This window comes from Chitinophaga oryziterrae (assembly GCF_009758125.1).
Classification (GTDB): Bacteria; Bacteroidota; Bacteroidia; order Chitinophagales; family Chitinophagaceae; genus Chitinophaga; species Chitinophaga oryziterrae.
In genome coordinates, this window is sequence record NZ_WRXO01000002.1 from 312,656 (window position 1) to 333,822 (window position 21,167).

The 21,167-nt window shown below is 42.0% G+C and carries 15 protein-coding genes; 11 read left to right on the forward strand and 4 right to left on the reverse strand.

What is annotated here, in order from left to right:
* Nucleotides 1-43 precede the first annotated feature (43 nt).
* The gene (locus GO495_RS08995; RefSeq protein ID WP_157299346.1) at nucleotides 44-370 is read left to right on the forward strand and encodes a VOC family protein; all 327 of its coding nucleotides are present in this window, start codon (nucleotides 44-46) and stop codon (nucleotides 368-370) included.
* A gap of 85 nt (nucleotides 371-455) precedes the next feature.
* Here the strand turns inward: GO495_RS08995 and GO495_RS09000 are convergent, their stop codons facing one another.
* On the reverse strand, nucleotides 456-1,130 hold the full coding sequence (locus GO495_RS09000) for a hypothetical protein (protein WP_157299347.1): 675 nt from the start codon (nucleotides 1,128-1,130) through the stop codon (nucleotides 456-458).
* Between the two features lie 369 nt (nucleotides 1,131-1,499).
* Nucleotides 1,500-2,087, reverse strand: a complete 588-nt coding sequence (locus tag GO495_RS09005; RefSeq protein WP_157299348.1) for an AidA/PixA family protein — start codon at nucleotides 2,085-2,087, stop codon at nucleotides 1,500-1,502.
* Between the two features lie 471 nt (nucleotides 2,088-2,558).
* Here GO495_RS09005 and GO495_RS09010 point away from each other — a divergent pair, with 471 nt between their 5' ends.
* Entirely contained in the window at nucleotides 2,559-3,131 is a 573-nt protein-coding gene (locus GO495_RS09010) for a hypothetical protein (protein ID WP_157299349.1), read from the forward strand.
* A 97-nt stretch (nucleotides 3,132-3,228) separates the two neighbouring features.
* Here the strand turns inward: GO495_RS09010 and GO495_RS09015 are convergent, their stop codons facing one another.
* Nucleotides 3,229-4,326 carry an alpha/beta hydrolase-fold protein gene (locus tag GO495_RS09015; protein WP_157299350.1) on the reverse strand — a complete coding sequence of 366 codons (1,098 nt, stop codon included), beginning with the start codon at nucleotides 4,324-4,326 and terminating at the stop codon, nucleotides 3,229-3,231.
* A gap of 212 nt (nucleotides 4,327-4,538) precedes the next feature.
* Between GO495_RS09015 and GO495_RS09020 the strand changes: the two genes are divergently transcribed.
* Nucleotides 4,539-5,558 (forward strand): hypothetical protein, encoded by a 1,020-nt coding sequence (locus GO495_RS09020; RefSeq protein WP_157299351.1) that lies wholly within the window; start codon nucleotides 4,539-4,541, stop codon nucleotides 5,556-5,558.
* A 37-nt stretch (nucleotides 5,559-5,595) separates the two neighbouring features.
* Here GO495_RS09020 and GO495_RS09025 read toward each other — a convergent pair whose 3' ends face one another.
* Nucleotides 5,596-6,576, reverse strand: coding sequence for a GlxA family transcriptional regulator (locus GO495_RS09025; RefSeq protein ID WP_157299352.1), 981 nt, complete (start codon nucleotides 6,574-6,576; stop codon nucleotides 5,596-5,598).
* Nucleotides 6,577-6,708: 132 nt separating this feature from the next.
* Between GO495_RS09025 and GO495_RS09030 the strand changes: the two genes are divergently transcribed.
* The 8 genes from GO495_RS09030 (at nucleotide 6,709) to GO495_RS09065 (ending at nucleotide 21,158) form a co-directional block, all read left to right on the forward strand.
* A complete protein-coding gene (locus tag GO495_RS09030) occupies nucleotides 6,709-7,251 on the forward strand; it encodes an SRPBCC family protein (protein ID WP_157299353.1) in 543 nt (180 codons plus the stop codon).
* Between the two features lie 10 nt (nucleotides 7,252-7,261).
* Nucleotides 7,262-7,825 carry a dihydrofolate reductase family protein gene (locus GO495_RS09035; protein ID WP_157299354.1) on the forward strand — a complete coding sequence of 188 codons (564 nt, stop codon included), beginning with the start codon at nucleotides 7,262-7,264 and terminating at the stop codon, nucleotides 7,823-7,825.
* A gap of 224 nt (nucleotides 7,826-8,049) precedes the next feature.
* Nucleotides 8,050-10,242, forward strand: coding sequence for a fasciclin domain-containing protein (locus GO495_RS09040; protein ID WP_157299355.1), 2,193 nt, complete (start codon nucleotides 8,050-8,052; stop codon nucleotides 10,240-10,242).
* Nucleotides 10,243-10,292: 50 nt separating this feature from the next.
* Complete coding sequence (locus GO495_RS09045) at nucleotides 10,293-13,529, forward strand: SusC/RagA family TonB-linked outer membrane protein (protein WP_240915194.1); 3,237 nt, start codon at nucleotides 10,293-10,295, stop codon at nucleotides 13,527-13,529.
* Between the two features lie 10 nt (nucleotides 13,530-13,539).
* Entirely contained in the window at nucleotides 13,540-15,015 is a 1,476-nt protein-coding gene (locus GO495_RS09050; RefSeq protein WP_157299357.1) for a RagB/SusD family nutrient uptake outer membrane protein, read from the forward strand.
* A gap of 9 nt (nucleotides 15,016-15,024) precedes the next feature.
* Nucleotides 15,025-16,653, forward strand: coding sequence for a fasciclin domain-containing protein (locus tag GO495_RS09055; protein WP_157299358.1), 1,629 nt, complete (start codon nucleotides 15,025-15,027; stop codon nucleotides 16,651-16,653).
* Between the two features lie 18 nt (nucleotides 16,654-16,671).
* Nucleotides 16,672-18,081 (forward strand): fasciclin domain-containing protein, encoded by a 1,410-nt coding sequence (locus GO495_RS09060; protein WP_157299359.1) that lies wholly within the window; start codon nucleotides 16,672-16,674, stop codon nucleotides 18,079-18,081.
* Between the two features lie 5 nt (nucleotides 18,082-18,086).
* Nucleotides 18,087-21,158 (forward strand): SusC/RagA family TonB-linked outer membrane protein, encoded by a 3,072-nt coding sequence (locus tag GO495_RS09065; RefSeq protein ID WP_157299360.1) that lies wholly within the window; start codon nucleotides 18,087-18,089, stop codon nucleotides 21,156-21,158.
* The last annotated feature ends 9 nt before the right edge of the window (nucleotides 21,159-21,167 follow it).

Genomic DNA, 21,167 nt, shown 5'->3' on the forward strand with positions numbered 1-21,167 from the left:
TTTTATATTGAAAATAAGAATTCAAACGATAAAAGCTTTAAAAATGAAAGCAGTAGAAATTATCATGGTTCCTGTAAAGGACAGGCAAAAAGCTAAGGAGTTTTATCTGAAACTAGGGTTCCACGTAATAGTGGAAGCGCCAGCGGATCATGGAGAAACCTGGATTCAGATGGGGCTGCCTGAGGGGAATACCTCTATATCTCTCACAAACTTTCAAGGTATTATTTTCGAAACAAATGATATTGAACAAGAAATTCAGGAATTAAGAACAAAAGGCCTGGAAATCGGGAAAATAGATAATACACCCTGGGGCAGGTTTGCATGGTTGAAAGACCTTGATGGTAACAGCTTGTGCCTTCATCAGAAATAGATTGATCACCAGGCAAGGATTCATTCCTGCAAGTTTTTTTCAGAAGTAGTGTTGGATCAGGGAATCTGATCCAACACGTTTATAGCTACAATAACATAGTGAACAGCGAATATGCATCGAAAGATAAACTCAATTGCCTCGATAAAGCTACAGTAATCCTCAGCTTGCCTGCATATTTGTAAACCACATTCGTTACATAATCAAGGAATTCACTTTTGTTAAATGTGGGATCCGAAGGCGGATAATTAAAGATATAGGTGACACAGGAGTTGATTTTATCCAGGTTATTGCTACCGGCAGGAGGATAGGTGGACAATGCCTGCATAATCAGACTGTTATACAGATTTATTTTAGCACCCGCACCCGCGTAATCCGGCAGTGTTCCATTAATATAATCGATATAAAGATGGAAGAAAGCCTTGAGGACCTGGTCATCATTAACATCGGGGGCATCCGGATAAACTTTTGTTAATATAACAGGAGGGGCAGGGGGATACAAGGTAGGACCAGACGAGGATCCGCCGCCGTATGAGCCGATACAGGATTGAAATTCAAGTTCTGCGGATCCCGGAATATAATCATCCGGCGGATTCTCCAATGTCTGATTAAGCGTCCAGTAACAGGCCGCAACGCCGGTAAAGCCTGTAGTATCGGAATCTGTCATCAGTCCGTTGGCTAATTTTAATTTCTGAGAATCATTCTCATTTTTGGAACATGCCATCAAAGAGAAAATGAATAGCGCGAAAATGAGTCTTTTCATGGTCTTGGGTTATTTGGGTGAGAAAAAGGGTAATTAATCTGTTTTATTAAGGGATATTCTTTAGGTAATTCAATATACTCATTTATAGAATACATCCAGCTCCGCCTGGTTAACAAAATACTAAAATAATACAAAACCGGATAGCCCCAAAATGACCGGATATTAGCCTAAACCTTGAAAAGAATTAATAATATTCCAGACAACAGGACGATCGGTACTCTTCTGTTCGAAAATAGTTTTTAGCATGGTGTAGTAGTTGATTATCCAGGGAAAGGAAGAACAAATCCGGCAGGCAAAGACATAAAGAAGCAGTTCTGTATAGACAGAACTGCTGTACATAAAACTTTCAATATGTGGAGTGATGCCTGATTATTTTACCTGAATGGTTGGATCCCAATAGTAGCAGCCATAGAGAATCTGGTTTTCCGGATTGTTCGGATCAACCTCATATATGGCAAAATAGATGGTGAAGGCTTCCGTACCTTTACTTTTAATCTTGGACTCGTATGAATAGAACGTCTGGGACGTGAGTGTCGCCGGAAAGGGATTGGGTTGTGAAGGTACTGCCGCGCCGCTCATAGTTTCCTCATTCGACTGGAAAGGATTAAAGACATTGGGGTTGTTGCTGTTGGGCAATACATTATACATTATAACGGCATCATCTGAATTATTGGAAATAGTGGTAGCCCAGAAAGAAACATAGTCTTGCAAATTTGCGGAGAAGATAATATTAGCCGGGTCACTCACTCCCCCGGCTTGCCCTACATAGTTGGCTTTAGGGCATAGCAGGTTGATGCCTTCATGATGGTTAAGACCACAGGCGCTGTTCTGACCCGAATTTGGACCATAGGTTTTCTTAATAACATCAGTGTCAACGACCATTATTAAATTAACGGTGTTGGCTACGGACTTTTGAGATTTTTTTGAACGGCTGGGTGCTTGTGCTGCGTTTGACATAAAATGTGGTTTAAAAGGTTTACCTACTCTGTTCTGGCTTTTCGGTATCCGCCATAGAAATACGTATATGTATAAGTGATACATATCAGACAAAGAAATACCAGTCATCTCCGGAGGGAGAAGCCAGATATGGAGCAAACATGCAAGTAGATACCACCCTGCAGAAGGAATTAGTATTATATGAAATGCCGGGGTGGTGTATGGTTATTTACTGGTATGTTTCATATGCTTTTAAGTGATGCGTTGATGTTTTCTTCATTAGTTATTTTGGTGTTTGAGGTCAGGAGCTGATGAATCGATCTGGTTATTTGAGTTAGTATGTTTTTGCACTGTTAGATAACAGTACTTGTTTGGGTTTTGTTCGTGGCTGAAAATAATTTCAAAAAAATAGGCTGGGCGTGACCTCATAAAGCCTGTTGGCAATTTCCTACGAATGAGTCTGATGAATGCAAAGTAAAAACAAATTGCATTTTGGAAAACGTTTTGGAGTCAGACACGGCCAAAAGATCGGAAGACAATGATCTGAAACTGGAGTATTACAAGATTTCAGTTGATTTCTTTACAAAGGGTCATGAGCAACAACAGGCCGCCTGGACATTTCCGGTATATGCTACCAATTCCCTGCTGGGCATGGCACATATCTATCATGAACAGGGAGCTTACGAAAAACTAATCAATACATTTGAACACGGGCTGCAAATTTTCTCACAGGTATATAAACATGAAGAGGATTTTCAGCTGAATATTTACTGGGGCGATTTCCTTCTTGAATATACCGGACTGGCCTACGATTACAAGTCGCCATCCATTAACCGCCTGGCAGAAGAAAAACTGCAAATCGCTGCAGTGAAGGGTAGAAATTACTATTCACATCCTTACATCTCTATGGCAAGGCTGGCGATAAAATCAGGCGATAAGGAGAAATGTGTTAAACTATTGTTGCAATGCAGAGATGCCATACATTCAACCGGGTATGATGCTTATGATTTGAGTGAAGCACTTAGCGATGAAGATTTCAGGGAGATCTGGGACCAGTTGTTGTGACCTCTTCTGAACAACATGATATAAAATTCATCTTCATAAACCGCTTCAAACTTATGAAGTTTTACTCCTTATTATATCCAAACCTATCCGGAACATTTTAATTTCCCTCAAACTTTAGATGGCGGTTAAGAAATGGAATTACCCGTGTGTAAAAGCGTCCGGTTTCGGACCAGTTTTTATTCCAGGGTAAGCCTGCATATTCCTCCGCCTCATGATTAATTCCCATATCCTGCAATTCGCGACTTAAATGTTCCGCAGAGATTACATGATCCTGTATTGGATCAAACCTTCCCCAGTCAAATGCTATCGCCTTTAGCTGTAACAGGTTTTGCCTGTTTTTTTGAAGGTAATGATCTAACAGGAACGAATCTTTTACTTTTTGCATGTTTTCCGCATTTAATTTCATGTGTCCATTTTCAGGCTCAAACATGAAGTCACAATAGAAGGGTGGTCTGTCCGGGTTAGGTAAAAAGGCCTGTTGTATAGCAAGGAAAATTGAAGTAAACCCCAGTCCCGCCAGCTCTTCAAATGATGTAGCGGTATGAATTTTTTCCCAGTTGATATCCATGTTAACCCAGGGTATGTTACCCATACCGGTTGCAACAGGATGTAAGGCGTAAACCATACTAAAAAGATCTGGCCGGGTCATTGCCAGCACAAATGCGCCTCTTCCTCCCATAAAGTCTCCTATTGCAGCCCTGCTTTCCTTTTGAGGTATTGACCGGTATTTTGCATCAATAAAAGGTACAAGTTCTTGTGTAATATAGTCCAGCCACCGGCCGCTGGTTGGTGAATTTTCATAAAAACTTCCGGCAACCGGGGAGCTACAATCGGGTACTACCAATATAAATTCACGGCAAAGATGGCTGTTGAATGCTTTGTCAAGCAGATCTTTAATACCTGATGATTCTAACAATTGAGAAGGATTGGTAACAATTGTATGAAAATAAAACACCACCGGGTATGATCGTTTGGATGACTTATACGAGGCCGGCAGATAGACATATATCTTACGCAGAGGATTTAAATGTATTTTATTTTCATTGAGTAGAGTTGAGGTAAAACTGTCTGTGACGAAATTCCCACGTTCGTTCTGTTGAGATATTTCGGGGAAGTTATGTGGCTTTTGTCCAAGACAAATATTAGCGCACATTGTCGCCAGCCAGGTAATTATTGCGATCACTACTATTTTCATAAATATATTTGAAGAGGGTGAATAGCCTTGAGGCTATACAATAATATGGAATACCTGTTTTTTCATCAATTATGATTGATAAGGTGCGGGATATAATTGACAAGAGGAGTGTTTTCATTATTTTTATAGGAATGACGTTTATGCTGTCTTTTTTATATATTTTTTGAATAATTAATACTGTTTAATTATCTTCATCTTCTCAACCTATATAGATGAAAACTGTTAGCTGTCTGCTCCTTCTGGGCTTCTTTGCCACTGTTACCCATGCCCAACATAAAATTTCACTGACGACCTCTGATAATAAAGCGCCATCAGGAATGGATATTTCCGGGATACAGGTGATCAATGCAGTGAGTGATTCTTCTCTGCTGGGGTATGTACAAACCGGTATGTTGAACAGGTGGGGTGAAGCGGTAGCTGATAAACCTTTAACGATCTTTCTACAGTCTTATGTAGATGAACAGTATAAATCAATTTATAAAAAAGATGCTCCTCAGTTGTTGTGGGTGATACAGGAGTTACATATCAATGAACGTACTTTCAGTATGAGTGAAAAAGGGTTTGTACGATTAAAGGCCAATGCCTTTGCAGGTAATGAAACCTTTAAATGGATTACACAGATAGATACCGTACTGGTGATGTCTGGTCTGGATGTTACACATAAACATGGAGATCATATTGCTGAAGCTTTACAGCTGCTGTTACAGGCATCGCTTGCCTCAAAGCAGCCTGATAGTCCGGCTTATCCGGTGTCTGAAATAAAAGAAAAGGCCATGCAGCGTTACCGGAAACCTGCTTTGGAGGAGAAGACGCATGAAGATGGTATATACATGACGTTTGAAGCGTTTATAAATGATACGCCTTCTTTTATCAATGTAGCTTATGACAGCAATACGAAACACTTTTATTATAAAGACAGTACAGGGAAAAGAATTTATGTTGATAAATTCTGGGGATTAAGAAGAGAGGGAATGGCGTTCAAGCAATATGAAGGTAAGCTGATACCTATAGAACAAAAACAGAATGCCATTGTTCTTACCGACTATCTACCTAATGCACGCCGTAAGAATAATGTGATACTTGGCAGTATGATAGGAGGAGGATTAATAGGAGGAGCGATAGCAGGTGCTGCCTCAGGCGGTACGTTACCTACGGTAGATCTCCCATATATTAAAAAGAAAGCCCCGCTTGCTACAGGGGTGGATATTGAAACAGGAGAGTTTACACTATAAATGCCGGACTAAAAGCCCTATACGGGCTTTTAGCTTACTACGCCATCATCATCTCTTTATTATACTTATTCCTGTATTCGACAGGAGATAATCCCGTTACTTTTTTGAAGATGGTCCTGAAGGCTTTCGTATCTGCATAACCCACATCATACATTACTTCATTGACGTTTTTACGGGTATTCTCCAGCTGTTTCTTTGCTGCTTCAATCTTCACACGCTGAATATATTCGCTGGGCGTATTATTTGTAGCTTTCTTAAAGCGTCTTTCAAAATGGCGTCTGCCGATGGCAAATTTAACCGCCAGATCTTCTATGGATATTTTCTCTGTTACATTCTTTTCAATGAACTCCTGCGCCTGTTTGATAGGCTCATCTTCATGTTTCTTCTGCCCGTTGAACATAATAAAGGGCGACTGGCTCTTACGGTCTATTTCTATTGCAAAGAATTTGGATGCTTTAATCGCCATTGTACGGCTGGTATATTTCTCTACCAGGTGCAGCAGCAGGTTCCAGTAAGAGTTAGCCCCACCACTGGAATAAAGCCCCTGTTCATCGGTAACGATACTTCCATCTGTCAGCGTTACATCCGGGAACAGGGTCCGGAATTCATTGGCAAATAGCCAGTGTGTTGAGCATTTCTTCCCGTTCAGCAAACCTGTAGCCGCCAGCAAAAATGCACCTATACAAAGAGAGGCTACTTCGGCCCCTTGCCGGTACTGTTCCACTATCCAGGGGATCATAGCCTTATTTGCTTCCAGAGCGGCGTAGATATCCCCACTTAATGCAGGTATGATGATCAGGTCTGTGGCAGGAGTATCTGTAATCAGCGCATCTGTATGCACATAAAACACCCCGTTGTGTAACGGAATCTCCTTTTTCAGGCCAATAAGCTGCACATTAAAGGCAGGTTCTTCTCCGGCTTCCTGTAAAAACTGGTTAATGGCAGTGAACATATAACGTGGATCTACGATACTTGCCGGAACTGCTTCATTAAACACAAGTATTGAAATATGCTTCATTTGTAGGTTTTTAGGTCGTAGAGTAGTAAAAATAAGGAAATTAAGTCGCAACTACCCCTGTAAGATGTCCTATTTACACATGATAAAATTATATTAATGAGAATACTTTTGTAACAATAAATTATTACCCATATGAATATCTTACTGATTATCGTATCGCTTATAATATTACTCTTTATAATAGGCTTATTCTCAAAGAAATCGTATGCTATTCAACGGAACATTATTATTGACAAGCCCAAGCAGGACGTCTTTAACTACCTGAAATACCTGAAGAACCAGGATCATTACAGTAAATGGGTAATGACCGACCCCAACATGAAAAAGACATTTACCGGTACTGATGGGACCGTAGGATTTATCTATGCATGGGATGGTAATAAAAAGGCAGGTAAGGGTGAACAGGAGATCAAGAACATAGTAGAAGGGGAAAAACTGGATGTGGAAGTACGTTTTATAAGACCTTTCGCCGGATTGGCACAAACACCGTTCACAACCACCGCCTTATCACCAAACCAGACAAAGGTCACCTGGGGAATGAGCAGCACCATGAAGTACCCCATGAACATCATGTTGTTATTTATGAACATGGAGAAAATGCTGGGGAGGGATATGGAGATCAGTCTTGTAAATATGAAAAATATCCTTGAGGAAGGAGTTATTACTTCATTATAAATACGTGTGCATGCGAAAAGTGGTCCTTTCCATGAATGTAACACTGGATGGTTTTATAGCAGGCCCCAATTGTGAACTCGACTGGCATTTTGAAAGATGGGGAGCAGATATGGCGCATTCTCTGTGTGAACAGTTAAGCAGAGCGGATACGATCATTCTTGGGCGGGTAACTTACAGTGCAATGGCCGGATACTGGCCTAACCGGGCTGCGGATATGTCTTTCCCAAGGGAAGACCTGGCATTCGCAGAGATGATGAACCGTTATGAAAAAGTTGTCTTCTCCAGGAGTATGGATACCCCGGTTTGGAATAATTCGAGGTTCGTAAAGGGGAATACCGGTAAAGAGATCCTGCAGTTAAAACAACAGACCGGTAAGGATATTATCATCTACGGAAGTGGTAAACTGGTGAACTCTTTAATGCAGTTAAACCTGATTGATGAATACCTGCTCTGGGTACATCCTGTTATATTAGGTAAAGGGAAACCGTTGTTTAAAGATAGGATCAACATGAAACTGATGAAATTGAAGACGTTTGACTCCGGCGTCGTTATATTATATTATAAAGCAGATTAACCCTAATTTTCAATTAGTTATACGCCATAGCTGTATAATATTCCATGCCTCACCAAAATTTCCATGCCGATATTTACAGGTAATTGTATAATCTTCCATTCCCAGGGAGATAAGGTCCCGTTAACTTAGCATTCCACGAAGAACTGTAGCAGATATAAAGATAAATTCCATCATCAACCAGAATTAGTCTCTCTGTTAGCCGGGACAATGTTAAAGAATTCGTTATGAAAAAAATGATCCGAAGTATCCAGCTTCCGGGTACGACCTTTCTATTATTTATTTGTCTGATCTGTAGTTGCCGTAAAAAAGCATTTGATGAATATTATGGCCGTCCCGATTGGCTCGCGTCTCCTATCTACCAACAGTTAGAAGCACATAAGAACTTCAAACACCTGCTGGCTACTATTGATAAGGCCGGGTATAAAGATATCCTTGGTAAGGCTGGTTACTGGACATTCTTTGCTCCCAATGACGCTGCCTTTGAAAAGTATTTCCAGGAAAAGGGGATTAGCGGGGATGATGGTATTGACTCCCTCATGGCCCGTAAAATAGTGACCTACGCACTTGTGTATAATGCTTACCGGAAAGATCAGCTGAGCAACTACCAAAGAGCGGGACAACCGGATACCAGTCAGGGTTACAAAAGGAAAACCACTTACTACGACTGGGTATACACAGAAACCGGCCATTCAGGCAAGATTATAGCCGCCAACAGGAACGGGGGATATGCGGCCAATGATAACAACAATAAAAACATCCCTTACTTTATCGACAGGTATTTATCTGCAAACGGATTAAGTGGTGCGGACTATAATTTCTTTTATCCTGGTATTCCCTATACCGGTTTTAATGTAATGGATGCTGCGGTGGTGAATGCAGATATCGCTGCTGAAAATGGTATCATCCATGAAATAGATAAAGTGTTACTGCCTTTGCAGAACCTGGAAGGTTATTTATCAGCTAATCCGGACTATAGTGAGTTTAAAAGCCTGCTGGACAAACTGGTTGCTTACCAGTCGAATGCCGATCTCACACACCGTAATATGGTGCTGACAGGATCTACGGATTCAGTATTTGTGAAACTATACAGTGCGGCATTAGCCTTCTCTCCCAACAATGAAAATTATATCTCATCCGGTACTGATGCACAAACAGGCGGATGGACATTGTTCGTACCTAAGAACGATGTGTTGCGCGCTTATGAAAAGGAGATACTTGTCAATTATGGCACGTTCGAAGCTGCTCCTCCAACAGTGCTGTTAAGCCTGTTGAATGCTCATATGTGGCAGAACAGTGTATGGCCTGGTAAACTGGCTATAACGGGTAACAGTCAGCATGAAGTACCCACCTTTACAATGTCTGATATAACAGATAAAAAGGTGCTTAGTAACGGTTTTTTCTATGGGATGAATACCGTGCAGGATGCCAATGTATTCAGAACCGTTTACGGGAAACCTTTTCTTGATCCTGCCTATTCTCTTATGACAAGAGCGCTGGATGCAGACCTGAAATTTTCTATCATTAATCCCAGTATAAAATATACAATATTCATGATGCCCGATACAAAACTACGGGCTGCAGGATATGATTTTAATTCAGACAGGAATGACTGGTCGTACCAGGCAGCAGGTGGGACTATCCAGTTTGGTTCAGGCGCACAGGACAGACTATACCGCATTTTACAAACATCCGTATTAACTACCCTGAATGGAGAACTGGACGATCTTTCCGGAGAAGGCATTATCGAAGCATGGAACGGAGAGTATGTACGGTATAAGAACAATACTGTATTTGCGAGCGGGAATGCGGACGCCGGTACTGTACTGCACATTGAAAAACTAAGTACGGCGAAGAATGGTAATGTGTATTATACAGATGGACTGCTCACCTTCACAGAAAACCCTATTGGTTATCATATTGAACAACTGGCAGCTACGGATCCCACCAACTTTAACAGCTTTTACCAGTATCTGAAAAGTGCCTCTTCATGGACAAGTACCAAGGATATTGCAGGTACTGTTCCCGGTAATTTCTATACAGTACTGATACCTACCAATGCTGCTATTTCAACAGCGGTTAAAGAAGGCTGGCTACCGGGAGATGCTACAACAGGCACGCCTAATTTCACCCCTACAACAGATGTAGATAAAGAGAAAGTCAACCGTTTTATCAACTACCACATCATCAATAAAAGCACCATTGTTCCTGATGGTAAAAAATCCGGCGCCTTTGAAACCCTGCTGAGAACAACGGGAGGGGATCTGACTTTCATTACAATAAACAATCAGTTGAACGTAATGGAGCTGAGAGATGCATTTAATAACAGCGTGCTGGTGAATGTGGCCAGGAGTAATAACCTGTCTAACCGGGCAGTCATTCACTCCATTAATAATTTTCTCAGATACAAAGTTCAATAACAATGATCAATATGTACAAACAACCCTTCATAATTCTCTGTTTGCTGATCATGCTATTCAATTCTCTGCATGCGCAGAAAGTTGAAAAGATTACGGTAAGAGGTAAGGTATTGGATGCAGGGACAAAGTTGCCGGTCATTGGAGCGTCCGTGGTTGAACTGGACAAAGACAAACGTACTGTAGCAGGCGTAGTGACAGATATAGACGGAAACTTTGCTCTTCGTATTTCCAATCCTAAAAATCAGATCTCCGTTTCTTTTATCAGCTATAAAACTATCATACAACCTATCAATGACAGAACGGTTATCAATTTTCTACTGACCTCCAATACAAGGGATTTAAATGAGGTAAACATTACTGCCCGTCAGACAGTAGACAATGGTACCGGTATGAATATAGAAAGCCGTAATACCACGTTTGCCACGGCTACTATCAAGGCCAAAGACCTGGAAGAACTGTCTGCTACATCCATAGATCAGGCATTGCAGGGACGCCTTCCCGGTGTGGATATCGGTACTACGTCCGGCGATCCCGGTGCAGGCATGTCTATTCGCATCAGGGGAACTGCTTCTATCAATGGTTCTGCCAACCCGTTGATTGTGCTGGATGGAATGCCATATGATACAGAAGTGCCTTCCGATTTCAATTTCGGGAGCGCCGATGAACAGGGATATGCGCAGCTGCTGAATATAGCACCTTCTGATATCAGGGACATTACCGTGCTGAAAGATGCTGCGGCCACTGCTGTATGGGGATCAAGGGCTGCTAACGGCGTATTGATCATTAATACGAAAAGAGGCAATATCGGTAAGCCATCTATCACCTATAATTTCAAAGGCACATTTTCAAAACAACCTGCTAATGTGCCATTGCTGAGTGGCGACCAGTATGCTACACTGATACCGGAAGAGATTGCAAACACTGGTGGACTGCCCTTAAACATCCAGACCAACAAAGAGTTTTCATTCGATCCTTATGATCCTTACTGGTATTACAATTACAGTAACAATACCGATTGGGTGAAAGCGATTACCCGTATTGGCTATTCCCAGGAACATAATGTGTCTATGACCGGTGGTGGTGAAAAGGCCCGCTATTATGCATCTGTCGGGTATCTGGACCAGAAGGGGACTACCGTAGGTACTGCGCTGGGCCGTATTACCTCTAAAATTAACCTGGACTATAACGTGTCTAACCGTATCCGTTTCAGATCGGATATCACCTATACGCATGTGGTGAATAACCTGAATTATGTACCGGATAAAAGTTACCAGGTAAGAGGGGTGGCCTATACTAAAATGCCCAACATGGCCATTCATGAATATGATGAATATGGGAACGTTACACCTAATTATCTGTCGCCTGCTTCTAACATCCAGGGTATTTACTACCAGACTTATAACCCGGTGGCATTGGCCATGGAGAGTATGTACAAGCAGGTAGGAGAGCGTATCACTCCTAAATTCAATATTCAGTATGACGTAATCCCATCCTCCCTGCTGGCTACTTTTGATGTACAGTTTGATATTAATAATACTAAAGCAACTACTTTCCTGCCACAGGTAGCTACAGGTCGCCCGGTAACAGAAACAGTGGTAAACCGGGCAGGAGACAGCGATGGAGATGTGCTGGACGTATATACAAAGACCAATTTAATATACACCCGTAAAAAGAACGACGTTAACCATAATCTGCAGGCGCTGATGTCTGTACAAACAGAAGACAGGAATTATGTGACGCATAATGTGCTTACTTCCAATACTGCTTCTTCCGCATTCCAGGACCCATCCAATCCTTCCAGAACTGCTAATTCAGATCTGGTGCTGGAGTCTGTGCAGGGAAGAACAAGAAGTGTAGGACTGTTATTACAAGGCCAGTATGGCCTGTTAGACAGGTATATTATCAATGCGGGTATCCGTGGTGATGGTAATTCAAGATTTGGCCCTAATCACCGGTATGGATTATTTCCTTCGCTTTCATTGAGATGGCGTTTTTCAGGAGAACCATTCATGAAAAAATATAAGTTCATTGATGACCTGAGTTTCAGGGCCAGTTATGGACAGAGTGGTTCTGCTCCGCCTGATAAAGATGCCTGGAATTATTTCAATACTTATCAGCCTTTTGGATATAGCTATATGGATTTGGCTGGCGTGTATCCTTCTAATATTGAACTCTCTAACCTGAAATGGCAGACGGTGGTAGGGCAGAACCTGGGCTTTAATCTGTGGATTTTTAAGAACAGGATAAGGGTAGATGTGGAAGCCTACCGGAACCGCACTAAAGACATGTTTTACGAGAACCTGCAAATCCCTTCCTACTCAGGGTTTTCAGACATAGCCATGAATGTGGGGACAATGGACAACCAGGGATGGGAAGTGTTGCTGAATACGATCCCTGTAAAAACAAAGAACTGGCAGATAGGCTTTGATCTCAATATTGCCCGCAATACAAATGTGGTGAGATCAGTCTCTGAATTCTTCCCCAGGGAGAATAATGTGGCCATCAATCAGAATGGCCTGTATAAGACCTATTTACAGATAGGCAACCCTTTCGGATCATACTATGGCTTCAGGTATAAAGGTGTCTATAAAGACCGGGATGCCACCATTGTGAGGGATGCCAAAGGTGGTAAGATAGCGGGCGCCAATGGGCAAACATTGTACATGCGTTTTAATTACCCTGCTACAGACTACACCTTTCAGCCAGGTGATGCCATGTATGAGGATATCAATCATGATGGCAATATCGATAACAAAGACATCGTATACCTGGGTAACGGGATCCCTAAAATTACAGGTGGATTCGGTCCTAATGTTAGTTTCAAGGGCAGCCTGAAACTGACGACCTACTTTGTGTACCGGCTGGGATATCAACTGGTGAACCAGGCTGATATGAATACGAGCAACATGTATGGATATGATAACCAGAGTACCGTCGTATTGAGAAGATGGCGTAATCCCGGCGATGTAACAGATATACCAAGAGCATTATACCGTTCCGGTTATAACTGGCTGGGATCCGACAGATATGTGCAGAATGCCTCTTTCGTACGGCTGCAATCCGTTACTCTGCGATACAATTTTGGGAAGAGGATACTGGATAAACTGGGGATCAGGAGCGCGGGATGTTATATCACAGCAGAGAATTTATATACCTGGACGAAGTACATCGGTCAGAATCCCGATGTATCTATGAAAGGAGATAATGATCCTTTTGCTTATCCGGTGGATAATGCCCTTACCCCTCCTGCAAAGAATTTCCTGATAGGCATCACTGCCAGTTTTTAAACTGATAGATATGAAATACAAATTTCTTTTGATAATGATCTTTTTATCATCCTGTAGTAAATGGCTGGATGTAAAACCACAGGATGGCATTATCCGTGATAACTACTGGCAGAATAAGGAACAGCTAAAGGCGGCTGTCATTGGCTGTTACGCTTCACTGCTGGATAATGCACTGGTGCAGAATCTTTTTGTATGGGGAGAATTAAGAGCAGATATGGTGAGCTCAACACTGTATACGACCGTGGATGAAATCAGTATCATGCAGGCGAATATCCTTGCCAGTAATAGTTATACAGGCTGGGCTGCTGTTTACCGTACTATCAACTATTGCAATACAGTAATCGACTTTGCCTCGCAGGTTATTGAATCAGATAAAACATTAACCCAGGAACAACTGGATGCCTATCTCGCAGAAGCACATGGACTGAGGGCACTGATGTACTATTATTTGCTCAGGTCATTCGGGGAAGTGCCGCTGCAATTAAAGGCCAGCTCCGGTGATGATCAGTTGCAGCAGCTTAAAAAGAGTACACAACAGGAAGTGTATGATCAGATCATGAAAGATCTTCTTTTTGCTGAACAGCATGCACTGGAAACCTACGGGAATATACTGGAAGATAAAGGCCGGCTTACAAAGTTTTCGATATATGCTATTGAAGCAGATGCCTTTTTGTGGATGGAAAAGTATGATGATTGCATCGCTGCATGTGATAAGATCATCCTTTCAGGCAGGTTTGGATTAATGGATGGCAATGTACAATCACAGTGGTTCAATACCGTATATTTCACAGGTAATTCCAATGAAAGCATTTTTGAATTTCAGTTTGATAAACAAAAGTTAAACCCATTCTACCCGATGTTTGGCGCTGCCAATAATCGTTTCATTGGTGCTCCCAGGGTGATGGAAGAAGTGTATGGGATAGATATAACAGATGCGACGAAGAAAGATATAAGGGGGGATGGGGGTTCTATGCGGGCTACTGACCAGATGATCTGGAAGTTTGCAGGTGCTACCAGCGGTACACAACTGGATGCGAGAACGGCTGCGGACTCCTATGCACATTGGTTTGTATACCGCTTTGCGGATATCCTGCTGCTGAAAGCGGAAGCACTGGCCTGGACGAACAGGGGTACAGAGGCATTGGAACTGGTAGGCAGTATACGGTCAAGGGCACATGCACTGGTTTTTACGGAAAGAACGCCGGACCCGGCTTCTGCAATAGATGTATCCAATTATATACTGGAAGAAAGGTCCCGTGAATTTGCTTTTGAAGGTAAGCGCTGGTATGATGTATTACGCCATGCGAAACGGAATAACTATGCACATCTTGACATCCTGCTGGACATGGTGGCATTCAATGCGCCAGGAAACATGCAGCAGTCGATTATCAATAAGTACAAAGATGTGCGCAGCCATTACTTCCCGATTAATCAGTACGAGTTGCAGGCGGATAAGCAACTGGTGCAGAATCCTTATTACCAATAAAACTACGTTATGAGAATCGTCTTTATATGCCTGTTGCTGTTGTGTAGTTGTAAAAAGGTAGCTATTGTTTCTAATACTACTGATGAAGTAAATATCACAGGTTATCTGCAACTACACCCGGATAAATTTTCATCCTTCCTTAAAATCATTTCTATCACAGGGGATGAGGGTTTCCTGGGTGTATATGGGGCTTATACGGCATTTGTGCCGGACAATGATGCTATCTCTGCTTACCTGCAATTAAAAGGGAAAGGAGCGGTAGAAAATATAGATGTACAGGAACTGAAAGACCTGGTTAAATTTCATCTGCTCGAAGACACTATTTCTACCAGTTCTTTTTCAGATGGTAAGTTGAACAGGCTCACTATGTACGGGCAATACCTGATCACCGGGGCCAGTAACAAGGACGGTGTTACAAGGATCACCGTAAACCGGCAGGCGAATATCATAGAGAGCAATATCAGGGTAGGGAATGGGATCATTCATGTGATAGATCATGTATTGCAACCGGCAGTATATACACTGGCTGCCATGATAGAAAATGATCCCAGGTATTCCATTTTTTCACAGGCGGTTAAAGAAACCGGTCTATACGATACACTGAATATATTGCCTGTTGCTAATACCGATAGTAGTCGTGCCTGGCTGACCGTATTAGCCGAATCTGATTCGGTATTAAAGAATGCGGGTTTCAACAGTTATGCTGATCTGAAAGCAAGGTTCTCTTATACCGGAGATCCTAAGAATCCTGATGACAGTCTTCATCTGTATGTGGATTATCATATCCTGTATGGTGTAAAATACCTGGCAGATATTGTTTCCAGTACATCGCATAATACACTGGCCCCTTTGGAAGTGGTGACTTCCAAGCTATCAGGACAAACAGTATTGATCAATGATGATACTTTTAACGGCATCTACGAACCAGGTGTAGAACTGAACCGCGCAGGCAGTGACAATGCAGCCAGCAACGGTGTACTGCATGCTGCTATGGGGCATTTCTCTATTAAGATCCGTAACCCTGTACCTGTTTACTGGGATGTGGCGAATTTCCCTGAGATCCGTAACCTGCCTGCTTATTTCGGTAAACAAAATTACCCTTTTGCCCTCACTAATATGCCTAAAGATATAACGGTGGCCGGTCCTTCTGCTATGCAGTATACAGTGGGTTCCACTTATGTGAACGGGGATTTCCTGCAGATTCCTTTAGGTGGCCCTAATCGCAGTGCCTGGGTGGAATTAAGAACTCCTTTACTGGTGAGAGGAAAATATAAAGTCTGGATCTGTTACAGAACACAGAAACAATCAGGCAGTTCTAATAATGTTAACCAGATTTCTGTTGATGGGGAACCTTTACAGCGTACCATGAATTTCACTACCTCTATGCCTGTGAGCAGCGAGGGAGAAATGGAAGCACAGGGCTGGAAATGGTTTACAGATCCTGTATCTAATGGCTGGGCAGGGCGACAGGTAGGTACTATTGAGATTAAAACAACAGACCGTCACCTGATACGCTTTACAACCTTGCAGGGTACGCAGAATACCAATAACCTGGATATGATTCATTTTATCCCGCAGGATATGGACCAGTTGTATCCCCGTTTTAAAACAGATGGAACACCGGTACCCAGACCCTAACTAATTAATGCAGCAACAATGACAAGATCTGTAATAATATTATTCCTCTTAATAGTGCTTTCCTGTAAGAAGGATAAATGGAATGACAGGAACAGGATAGATGATCCTGCACTCAAAAAGGACCTGCTGCAAATGATCAGCAGCAATCCTGACCTGAGCCTGTTTAATACCTACCTGGTTAAAACCGGTTATGATAAAGTGATCGCCTCTTCAAAGACGTTTACTGTGTGGGCCCCTACCAATAAAGCTTTGCAAGGCATAGCCCCCTCTATAATAAATGATACGGCACAACTGAAACGGCTGATAGCGAATCATATTGCCAATCAGTCTTATCTCACTACAATGCCGTCTCCCGCCATACGTATCAGGACATTGAACGGGAAGAATATAACATTTACGTCTACGCAGATAGACGAAGAACATATTATCAGTGCAGACCAATATACGGCTAATGGCATCTTACATGTTGTAGATGGTGTATTGCTCCCTAAGATGAATGCCTGGGAATACCTGAATAGCGTTGACGGTCTTCAACAAACATTTCTGCAATCACTTAAATATACGGGTATTGATACTACTATTGCGGAGCAGATAGGCGTAGACCCGCAAACAGGTCGCCCTATTTATAAACCCGGTACAGGCCTCGTTGAATTGAACCGTTTCCTGCAAAGGACAGATATCAGTAATGAAGATTCCCTTCTCACCTATGTGATCCTGAAAGACAATGCTTATACAGATGAAAAGAGTAAGCTGGTACAGTATTTCACAGATACTACCGCTGCGCTTACAGATACCACTACCCAATGGAATGTAGTAAAGGACCTGGTGTTTAATGGAGTGTATGATGCTGATAATTTACCGGCAGTATTATATTCTGTAAAGGATAGTGTGAAATTCCATCTTGACAGAACGGCCATCGTATCAGTACAAAAAGTAAGTAACGGGATTGTATATGTGATGGACCATATAGATTATGAACTGGATTCAAAAATAAAACCTGTTATCATAGAAGGAGAAAGGTTCTATGATCTGAAAGACCGTACTAAAGCATCTTCTGTACGTACCCGTATCAATCCTCTTACTCATCTGTTATTCCGGGATATCTATATCGCTAATCATGGTATCAATGCTTTCTGGATTAATTACAAGACAGTAGTGAATTCAGTAAAATATAAAGTCTACTGGGTAGCGGTAAATGATTTTCAGACAGGCACTTTCCCTATGAGAGTAGCTTTTAAAGATCCTGCTGTTACCGGCTTTCCCTATAAAACGGTTGAATTGAATAATTACAGTGAAGTGTATCTGGGCGATTATACAACAGATCATTACGGATTGCTCAACTTATACCTGGTGGGTAACAGCGTTACCACTAACGGATTAAACACGCTTGTGCTGGATTATATTAAACTGGTACCCATTCTAAACTGATCTTTATGAACAGACGTATAAAACTGCTCTTCATCATCTTACTGTTCTCTTTTCAAATAAAAGCACAGGATACTATCAGAGGGGTCATTAAAGAAGCTGCTACCGGTATGCCTTTACCTGGTATTAATATCAGCGTGACTGGTTATTCGGCTGCTATCACAAATGAAAAAGGATCTTTCCGAATTAAGATACCTTCTCCCGATGCAGTACTGACTGTATCCGGACAAGGATACCAGGTAAAGGAGATCGTGCTGAAGGGACGGCGTAACATTGCGGTCATGCTGCATGAAGCCTCATTTAACAGTGTATATGATGATGCGGTGCTTCCTTTTGGCAGGCAGCCTAAGAACAGCATTATTTATTCCGTCAGCGCTGTTAACGCAGATGATAAGTGGCAACGGGTATCTGCTTCCCCGGATGCCTGTTTGCAGGGAAGTGTGGCTGGTCTGAATGTGATCAGACGTTCCGGTACACCAGGCATTGGCGCTGAACTTTTCCTGAGGGGATATACTTCTTTGTATGCTACAAATAAACCATTGATAGTAGTGGATGGGATGATCTATGATATTAATGAATACGGTGGTTCATTGATTGCCGGGCATGTAAATAACCCGCTGGCAGATATTGAGATGAAGGACATAGATAATTTTACAGTGATTAAAGACGGTACATCTACTTATAGCACAAAAGGGGCTAATGGGGTGATCCTGATCACTACAAGCCGGGCAAAGGAGTTAGCTACTAAAATTGATTTTTCGGTGAGTGGCGGGTTTAATACAGCCGTTACAAAGCTTCCTGTAATGGGGGCAGGTGATTACCGGGTTTATTTGTCTGATCTGTTTAAAAATGAGAAAGAACCTTATATGAACGATAACCCTAATCCGGATTATTATCGTTATCACTATAATACCGACTGGCAAAAGAAGGTGATGAGCAATAGCTATAATCAGCAATATTATCTGAAAGTAAGTGGTGGGGATGATATTGCAACGTATGGTTTATCATTGGGCTATCTGAAACAGGGGGGCATAACAGATAATACAAACCTGGGACGTTATCAGACCCGCTTCAATGCTGATCTGAATTTATCTTCCCGGTTAAAGGCCTCTGTCAATTTAGCTTTTACTTCAAATCAGCAACGTCTGAAAGACCAGGGTATCGCGAATAAAACAAACCCTTTATACCTGGGATTGATAAAAGCGCCTTTTCTGCCTACGCAGGTGGTGAGTGATGAGGGGATAGAATCTCCCAGTCTGGCTGATTATGACATCTTTAATGTTTCCAATCCGCTGGCGTTGATACAAAATATGCAGGCCGTGAATAAGAATTACCGGTTTTCAGGATCTGTGAACTTCCGGTATCAGCTGAATAAATCTGTAAGTCTGCATACTTTATTAGGGATTACATATGATAAAGTAAGGGAGAACTTCTTTATTCCTCAAAAGGGAATAGCACCCGATACAGCTGTGAATAGTATTATTTATAACAGGTCGGGCAGTAATGTACAGCGGTATTATGCTTTGTACAATGATACCCGTTTTTCATATGATCATACTTTTAACCAGCATCATCTTTCTGCCAATGCGGGTATCCGTTTTAACAATAACAACAGCGAAGCTGATTATGGGCTGGGATACAATTCAGCTACGGATGAATTTATCAGTGTGGGCATGGGACAAAGTCAGCTGAGACAGGTAGGAGGAGGGATTGGTAAGTGGAACTGGCTGAATACTTATATCAATGCTGATTATACATTGTTGAACAGGTATTTCCTGTCGTTTAATATGGCGGTCGATGGATCATCCAGGTTTGGTAAGCAAGCCCCGGGAGCATTGGGTATTGGTCAGTATAAATATGCAGTAATGCCTTCTGTAGCTGCCGGATGGCTTATTTCTTCAGAGCCTTTTTTATCAGGCCCCGAATTGCTGAAGCTGAGAGTTAGTTATGGAAAGGTAGGGAATGATGATATCGGTAATTACGCTGCAAGACAGTATTATGTATCGCAAAACCTACTGGGAATGCAGGGACTGGTAAGAGGGAATATCGGTAATCCTTACCTGAAATGGGAAAGTGTGGAGAAGATAAATGCCGGCGTAGATGTTTCATTCCTGCAGGAACGGTTGAATATAAGTGCAGATGTATTCAGCAATCGTACTAAAGATATGCTGATAGTGGAGCCTGTTGAAACGGTTACTGGTTTTAAAAGTATCATTACCAATAATGGCGGGATGCAGACACATGGTTTTGAACTGGCCATAAATAGCAGAATAGTAGACCGTGTTCTGAAATGGGATATGGGATTGAACCTGGCTACCTATAAAAATAAGATTACAAAAATACCGGGAGACAGGATACTGACTACTTATGCAGATGCTACATATTTAACAGAGAAGGGACAGACTGCTAATCTTTTTTACGGCTACAAAACAAGTGGTGTATTTACTTCGGATGCAGAAGCTGCTGGTGTGATGTATATAAATGCGAATGGTATAGCTACACCGTTTAGGGGCGGAGATATGCGTTTTGCAGATATGAATGGAGATCATGTGATTGATGAGAATGACAGGCAGGTAATTGGTGACCCTAATCCTTCTCTTACAGGGATGTTCAGCAACAGATTGTCTTTTAAAAGATGGGAGCTTGATGCGATCATTACTTTCATCAGTGGGAATGATATTTATAATTATACCCGAGCGAAGATAGAGTCTATGAAAGATGCCGGTAATCAGTCGCTCGCTATGGTAAACAGGTGGAGGGCTGATGGGCAGGTAACAGATATTCCCCGTGCTGCCTGGGGAGATCCGGCAGGTAGCGCACGTTTCTCTGATCGCTGGATAGAAGATGGTAGTTACCTGCGTTTGCGCACGTTGTCGCTTACTTATAGTCTGCCTTTGAAACGTGGCGCTATTAAGTACGTTAAGATATCTGCTGCCGGTAACAATGTGTTTACGCTCACTCACTACCTGGGATATGATCCGGAGTTCAGTGCTTCGGGTAGTTTATTTACGCAGGGTATTGATGTGGGACTTGAACCACAATTCAGAACAATACAGTTGGGGGTAAGGATTGGATTATAATTTTAAAAG